This window comes from Cyanobium sp. BA20m-14, from assembly GCF_024346295.1.
Window position 1 is genome coordinate 1 of record NZ_JAGQCR010000201.1, and the last position, 5,729, is coordinate 5,729.

The 5,729-nt window shown below is 65.0% G+C and carries 5 protein-coding genes and 2 pseudogenes; 4 read left to right on the top strand and 3 right to left on the bottom strand.

The window, feature by feature from the left end:
- From KBZ07_RS15160 to KBZ07_RS15175, 4 genes and pseudogenes are all read left to right on the top strand, one after another.
- Positions 1-458: pseudogene (locus tag KBZ07_RS15160) on the top strand (sulfate adenylyltransferase); the annotation flags it as partial.
- A 36-nt stretch (positions 459-494) separates the two neighbouring features.
- The gene (gene ftsH3 / locus KBZ07_RS15165; protein WP_254932391.1) at positions 495-2,339 is read left to right on the top strand and encodes an ATP-dependent zinc metalloprotease FtsH3; all 1,845 of its coding nucleotides are present in this window, start codon (positions 495-497) and stop codon (positions 2,337-2,339) included.
- Between the two features lie 13 nt (positions 2,340-2,352).
- Complete coding sequence (locus KBZ07_RS15170; RefSeq protein ID WP_254932392.1) at positions 2,353-2,988, top strand: bifunctional 4-hydroxy-2-oxoglutarate aldolase/2-dehydro-3-deoxy-phosphogluconate aldolase; 636 nt, start codon at positions 2,353-2,355, stop codon at positions 2,986-2,988.
- Positions 2,989-3,214: 226 nt separating this feature from the next.
- The gene (locus KBZ07_RS15175) at positions 3,215-3,583 is read left to right on the top strand and encodes a type II toxin-antitoxin system VapC family toxin (protein WP_254932393.1); all 369 of its coding nucleotides are present in this window, start codon (positions 3,215-3,217) and stop codon (positions 3,581-3,583) included.
- 15 nt (positions 3,584-3,598) lie between these two features.
- Here KBZ07_RS15175 and aroC read toward each other — a convergent pair whose 3' ends face one another.
- The 3 genes and pseudogenes from aroC to KBZ07_RS15190 all read right to left on the bottom strand — a co-directional run.
- Positions 3,599-4,687 carry a chorismate synthase gene (gene aroC / locus KBZ07_RS15180; RefSeq protein WP_254932394.1) on the bottom strand — a complete coding sequence of 363 codons (1,089 nt, stop codon included), beginning with the start codon at positions 4,685-4,687 and terminating at the stop codon, positions 3,599-3,601.
- 36 nt (positions 4,688-4,723) lie between these two features.
- A complete protein-coding gene (locus tag KBZ07_RS15185) occupies positions 4,724-5,422 on the bottom strand; it encodes a DUF6629 family protein (RefSeq protein ID WP_254932395.1) in 699 nt (232 codons plus the stop codon).
- Positions 5,423-5,550: 128 nt separating this feature from the next.
- Positions 5,551-5,729: pseudogene (locus KBZ07_RS15190) on the bottom strand (photosystem II q(b) protein); the annotation flags it as partial.

Below are 5,729 nucleotides of genomic sequence, written 5' to 3' on the forward strand. Positions count from 1 at the left end.
TGCGCTTTGAGACCTATGAGCGCCTGGCCGCCGAGCTGGACAACCCCCGCATCCGTTGGGCCTACCTGCCCTATTCGATGCACATGGCCGGCCCCCGCGAGGCCCTGCAGCACATGATCATCCGTAAGAACTACGGCTGCACCCACTTCATCATTGGCCGCGACATGGCCGGCTGCAAGAGCTCCCTGAGCGGCGAAGACTTCTACGGTCCCTACCAGGCCCAGGATTTCGCCCGGGACAACGCCGCCGAGCTGGGCATGGAAACCGTGCCCTCTCTCAACCTGGTGTACACCGAGGAGGAGGGGTACGTGACCGCCGAACACGCCCAAGCCCGGGGCCTGCATATCCGCAAGCTAAGTGGCACCCAGTTCCGCCAGATGCTCCGCGGAGGCGAAGAAATACCCGAATGGTTCGCCTTCCGCAGTGTGGTGGCGGTGCTGCGCTCCTCAGCCGGTTAACATTCCTTTACTTGATTCTCAGTTGGAGAAAGGGTCTTGAAAAAGCGTTGGCGCAATGCGGGGCTCTACGTGCTCCTGGTGATCGTGGTGATAGCCGTGGGCACGGCCTTCCTGGATAGGCCCGATCCAGCCAATGCGCCGCGAACCCTGCGCTACAGCGACTTCGTTGAGGCGGTGCAGGCCAATGAGGTCTCCCGGGTGCTGATTTCCCCCGATCGGGGCACTGCCCAGGTGGTCGAAAACGACGGCCGGCGCGCAGTCGTCAACCTGGCTCCTGACAAAGACCTGCTCAAACTGCTCACCGACCACAACGTCGACATTGCCGTCCAGCCCAGCCGCGAGCCGGCTGCCTGGCAGCAGGCGGTGGGCAGCTTGATCTTCCCCTTGCTCTTGCTTGGCGGTTTGTTTTTCCTCCTGCGCCGGGCCCAGGGCGGTGGCGGAAACCCCGCCATGAACTTCGGCAAGAGCAAGGCCCGCCTGCAGATGGAACCCCAGACCCAGGTCACCTTCGGCGATGTGGCTGGCATCGAGGGAGCCAAGTTGGAGCTGTCCGAGGTGGTCGACTTCCTCAAAAACCCCGATCGCTTCACCGCCGTTGGCGCCAAGATCCCCAAGGGTGTGCTGCTGGTGGGCCCTCCGGGCACCGGTAAAACCCTCCTGGCCAAGGCGGTGGCCGGTGAGGCGGGGGTCCCCTTCTTCTCGATCTCCGGCTCGGAATTCGTCGAGATGTTTGTGGGCGTGGGTGCCAGCCGAGTGCGCGACCTGTTCGAGCAGGCCAAAAAGAGTGCTCCCTGCATTGTCTTCATCGACGAGATCGACGCAGTTGGTCGCCAGCGCGGCGCTGGCCTTGGCGGCGGCAATGACGAGCGTGAGCAGACCCTCAACCAGCTGCTCACCGAGATGGATGGCTTTGAGGGCAATACCGGCGTAATCATCGTGGCGGCCACCAACCGGCCCGACGTGCTCGATTCGGCCCTGCTGCGGCCCGGTCGTTTCGACCGGCAGGTGGTTGTAGATCGGCCCGATTACGCCGGTCGCCTCCAGATCCTCGGCGTCCATGCCCGCGGCAAGACCCTGGCCAAGGACGTTGACCTCGACAAAATCGCCCGCCGCACCCCTGGCTACACCGGCGCCGATCTGGCCAACCTGCTCAACGAGGCAGCGATCCTGGCGGCCAGGCGCCAGCTCACCGAAGTCTCCATGGACGAGGTAAACGACGCCATCGAGCGGGTGATGGCTGGTCCGGAGAAGAAAGATCGGGTCATGAGTGAGAAGCGCAAGCGTCTGGTGGCCTATCACGAGGCGGGCCATGCCCTGGTGGGCGCCCTGATGCCCGACTACGACCCGGTGCAGAAGATTTCGATCATTCCCCGCGGCAATGCGGGGGGGCTCACCTTCTTCACCCCCTCTGAAGAGCGGATGGAATCGGGGCTCTACTCCCGCTCCTATCTCCAAAACCAGATGGCTGTGGCCCTGGGCGGTCGGGTAGCTGAAGAAATTGTCTACGGCGAAGATGAGGTGACAACTGGAGCCTCAAACGACCTGCAGCAGGTGGCCCGGGTGGCCCGTCAAATGGTGACCCGCTTCGGCATGAGCGATCGGCTGGGCCCCGTTGCCCTGGGCCGCAGCCAAGGCGGCATGTTCCTGGGCCGAGACATCGCTGCCGAGCGTGATTTCTCCGAAGACACCGCAGCCGCAATCGACGAGGAGGTGAGCGAACTGGTAGCTGAGGCCTACAAGCGGGCCACTTCGGTGCTCACCGGCAATCGCCTGGTGCTCGATGAATTGGCCGCCATGCTGGTGGAGAAGGAAACCGTGGATGCGGAAGCTCTCCAGGAGCTTCTGATCCGCAGTGATGTGAAGGTTGCCGAATACGTCTGAGGCTTGCGGGCCGGTGGGGAGTGCTTCTTGGCTGATCCATTCCCTGCGGGCCCAGCCGCTGCTGATAGTGCTGCGGCCGGGCGAGCCTCTGCGGGCCCTGCCAACCCTGGAGCGGCTGCAGGAGTTGGGGCTGATCCATGTGGAGATCGCCTGGCAGCCGAAGCCGGGCTGGGCGGATCAGATGCGGGAGCTGATTGATCGCTTCCCCGCTCTGGAGCTTGGAGCAGCCTCGGTGTGCCAGCTCCAGGGGGTAGCCGACGCTGCAGCCGCCGGCTGCCGCTACGCGGTGTCGCCGCTGCTCAATTCAGAGCTGCAACAGCGGGCGGCCGAACGGGAGCTGCTGCTTGTGCCCGGGGTGATGAGCCCCTCCGAGGTGCATCAGGCCCGCCGGTTGGGGTGCGGCATCGTCAAGCTGTTCCCGGCGGTGAGCGTCGGCATCGATCACTGGCGGCGGCTGCGGGAGCCCCTGGGCGCACCGCTGCCCTACTGCATCGCGGCAGGCGGCCTCAACCCCGGCGACGTGCTCCCCTGGCTGGAGGCAGGGGTGGATGCGGTGGCGCTGGGCTCGGGGCTCACCGCAGCTCTCCAGGCGGCGGCTGATGCCGGCCTGGAGGCATTGCAGGACGTGCTTACGCAGCTGGGACGATGATCTCGGCCGACCAGACCATGACCCGGTTTTGCCCATGAAGAAGGCAGAGCCTGGCCACGCAACCGCTCAAAGCGCATGCGCTGCTGCTCCTCCTCTGTTCGTCTTCCCAGTTGCTCCCGGGGCAGGCCTGGCTCGACGCCGACCCACTCGGGCAGCTGCGCGGGTCGGTGCTGCGCTTCGACGACCCGTTCGCGCCGGTCGGTGAGAACGACTGGGAAGCCCTGGTGTGATCCTGCTAGGTACCCATGCGCTTATCTGGTGGGCCGATGGCAATCATCTGAGGCTGTCAGCGAATGCCCTGGCCGCCACAGATCAGGAGATCGAGAGCGCCGGCCTGCCGGGCGGTTCACCGGGTCTGCTGGTGTCGGCGATCAGCTGCTGGGAAGTGGCGATGCTGGTGAACCGGGGTCGACTCGCCCTCAGCCTCGATGTGGAGCGCTGGTTGGCGCTGCTGGCCTCCCATCCGGCGGTGCGATTGCTGGCCCTCGATCCCGCCGATCGCTTCCTGGTTGCCCAGGCCCGCGAGCTGGGGATTCCCCTACTCAGCGCCGACAACAAGATCCTCTCCTACGGCCATGTGCGCAGCCTCTGGTGAAGGCAGTTGCCTCCCTCACCAGAGGCTGCACTGGCCCTGCTGGCGCAGCAGGTGATCGGCCAGCACCAGGGCCACCATCGCTTCCACCATCGGCACCGCCCGCGGCAGCACGCAGGGGTCGTGCCGGCCCTTGGCTTCGAGGGTGGTGGCCTCACCCCGCTCGTTGATGGTCTGCTGGGCCTTGCGGATTGTGGCGGTGGGCTTGAAGGCCACGCGAATCACGATCGGCTCGCCGTTGCTGATGCCGCCCTGGATGCCGCCTGAGTTGTTGGTGGCTGTGTGCAGGCGTCCATCAGCTGTCGGCAGAAAGGCGTCGTTGTGTTCGCTGCCTTTGAGCAGGGTGCCGGCGAAGCCGGAACCGATCTCAAATCCCTTGGTGGCCGGCAGCGACATCACCGCCTTGGCCAGGTCTGCCTCCAACTTGTCAAAAACCGGCATGCCCAGCCCCATTGCCGGATTGCGCACGATGCATTCGATCACGCCGCCGCAGGAATCGCCCTCCCTGCCGATCGCCTCAATGCGCTCGATCATGCGCTCGGCGGCTGCCCCATCGGGACAGCGCACGATGTTTGCTTCCACCGCCGCCAGCGAAACCTGCGCAGGGTCGATCGTCGCTTTGATGTTGTGGATCCGCTGCACCCAGGCGAGCACCTCGGTGCCCTGGGCCCTGGCCAGCAGCTGCTTGGCGATGGCCCCTGCTGCCACCCGGCCGATTGTTTCCCGGGCGGAGGCACGGCCGCCGCCACTGCGGGCCTGGATGCCATATTTGGCCTGGTAGGTGGCATCGGCATGGGAGGGGCGGTAGGCCACCTCCATTTCCCTGTAATCCTGGGGGCGCTGGTCCCTGTTGCGCACGAGCATGGCGATCGGGGTGCCCAGGGTCAGGCCATCCAGCAGTCCGCTGAGAATCTCAACCCGATCGTCTTCTTTGCGGGGGGTGGTGATTTTGCTCTGGCCGGGCTTGCGCCGATCGAGCTCAGCTTGAATCGCCTCCAGATTGAGTGGGAGTCGCGGCGGGCAGCCATCTATGACCACGCCCACGCCCCCGCCGTGGGACTCGCCGAAGGTGGTGATGCGAAATAGCTCGCCGAAGCTGCTGCCCATGGGAAACCGTGGCTTGTGTCAGTGGCTTTTGTCAGGTTAGGAAGCGGCTTTCGCCTGCCCCTTGGTGGGGAGCCTCTTGGTGTAGATGATCCACACAATCAGCACAGACAGCAGGGCGCTCAAATAACACCACACCGAGAGGAACGCCTGACGGTAGGCCCATTCCGCCACCAGGCCGCTGGCCAGCAGAGCCACCCCGAAGCTTCGCAGCCAGGCGTAGGGCAGGAGCAGCAGGGGTAGGCCGATCACAGCGGCATAGAGGTAGCGAATCGATTCCGCCAGGCCGCCGCTCATCAGCAGCGTTAGGCCGTAGTCGATCGACCCTTTCAGCACCACCGGTTCAATCCGGGTTGGCTGCAACAGCAGGGGCAGCCAGAGTCCTATCCCCAGCACAAGCCCCGCCCCCTGCAGCGTCCACAGCAAGGGCCGGCCAGGCCAGTGCCGCTGCTGGGGCCAGAGGCTTAGGGCCACGTAGGGAATCCAGATCGGCCAAAAGGCCAGGGCAAAGAACAGATAGGCCAGGGCCCCACCTTGGAGCAGGGGGGCGGCAGGCCCATGGTTGAGTCCAAGCCACACCACCCCTTCTAGGACCTGCTGCATGCCAAAACCCACCGGCATCAGAGCTAGGGGCAGCAGTTCAGGGCGATGGTCTCGCCATGAGCGGTCCACAGCGGCGATGCCCAGCGGCACCAGCAGGGCTGCACTGCTGAAACTGGCGGCGGCTGAGAAACACATCGCACGCCGCTTCGGCCCGGTTGCAGCTTCACCCTATGCACTCTGGTGGGCCGCCAACAAAAAGCCCCCTCTTGCGAGGGGGCCGGGGGGATTCCGTTTGGGTTTGGCGTTAGCCAGGCTGTTAAGCCTCAGCCGATTGCAGGTGCGGTCAGTGCCACGGGGGTGGCAGTAGCAGCAGCCAGGTCAAGCGGGAAGTTGTGAGCGTTGCGCTCGTGCATCACTTCCATACCCAGACCAGCGCGGTTCAGCACGTCTGCCCAGGTGTTCACCACACGGCCTTGGCCGTCGAGGATCGACTGGTTGAAGT

Bases quoted from the DNA above. Each gene is read 5' to 3' on its own strand.
- aroC (WP_254932394.1), bottom strand. From the start codon at position 4,687: ATGGGCAGCAGCTTCGGCGAGCTATTTCGCATCACCACCTTCGGCGAG.
- KBZ07_RS15185 (WP_254932395.1), bottom strand. From the start codon at position 5,422: ATGTGTTTCTCAGCCGCCGCCAGTTTCAGCAGTGCAGCCCTGCTGGTG.